The sequence below is a fragment of the Alcanivorax sp. HI0044 genome (assembly GCF_001634945.1).
This window is the reverse complement of sequence record NZ_LWEZ01001887.1, coordinates 1-982: the sequence shown is the minus strand read 5'-3', so window position 1 is coordinate 982 and position 982 is coordinate 1. Positions and strand designations below refer to the sequence as shown.

General features: G+C 58.7%; 1 protein-coding gene. It reads left to right on the top strand.

All coding sequences use genetic code 11. From position 1 onward, the window contains the following. Positions 1–982, top strand: a 982-nt coding sequence (locus A3730_RS28200; RefSeq protein WP_255364332.1) for an aconitase family protein, incomplete at both ends; no start/stop codon positions are given.

Below are 982 nucleotides of genomic sequence, written 5' to 3'. Positions count from 1 at the left end.
AATCCAGAAAGAAGTGATCGAGCGTGATCTGTATTCCACCGCTGTGCTGTCGGGCAACCGGAACTTTGATGGCCGGATTCACCCCTACGCCAAGCAGGCGTTCCTGGCATCTCCGCCACTGGTAGTCGCTTACGCTATCGCCGGCACCATTCGTTTCGACATCGAGAAGGATGTGTTGGGCCACGATCAGGACGGCAACCCGATCATGCTCAAGGATATCTGGCCGTCTGATGAAGAGATCGATGCGATCGTTAAATCTGCGGTGAAGCCGGAGCAGTTCCGCAAGACCTACATTCCCATGTTCGAGAAAAAAGGCGATGGTGTACGTGCAGCGAGCCCGCTGTACGATTGGCGTCCACAGTCCACCTACATTCGCCGCCCGCCTTACTGGGAAGGGACCATGGCCGAAGCCCGCGCGCTCAAAGGCATGCGTCCACTGGCTGTGCTGCCGGACAACATCACCACGGACCACTTGTCGCCGTCCAACGCGATCCTGCTGGACAGTGCGGCAGGGGCGTACCTGGACAAGATGGGTTTGCCGGAAGAAGACTTCAACTCCTATGCAACCCACCGTGGCGATCACCTGACTGCCCAGCGTGCCACGCTGGCCAATCCGAAACTGTTCAACGAAATGGTCAAGGATGAAGCGGGCAATGTGATCCAGGGCTCTCTGGCCCGGGTTGAGCCGGAAGGCGAAGTGAAGCGCATGTGGGAAGCCATTGAAACCTACATGGAGCGTAAACAGCCGCTGATCATTATCGCTGGTGCCGACTACGGTCAGGGCTCGTCCCGTGACTGGGCCGCCAAGGGTGTAGCGCTGGCCGGGGTGGAAACCATCGTGGCTGAAGGCTTCGAACGTATCCACCGCACCAACCTGATCGGCATGGGGGTAATGCCCCTGCAGTTCGAGGAAGGGACAACGCGCAAGACCTTGAACATCGACGGTACGGAAACGTTTGATGTGGAAGGCACCCCGGCTCCG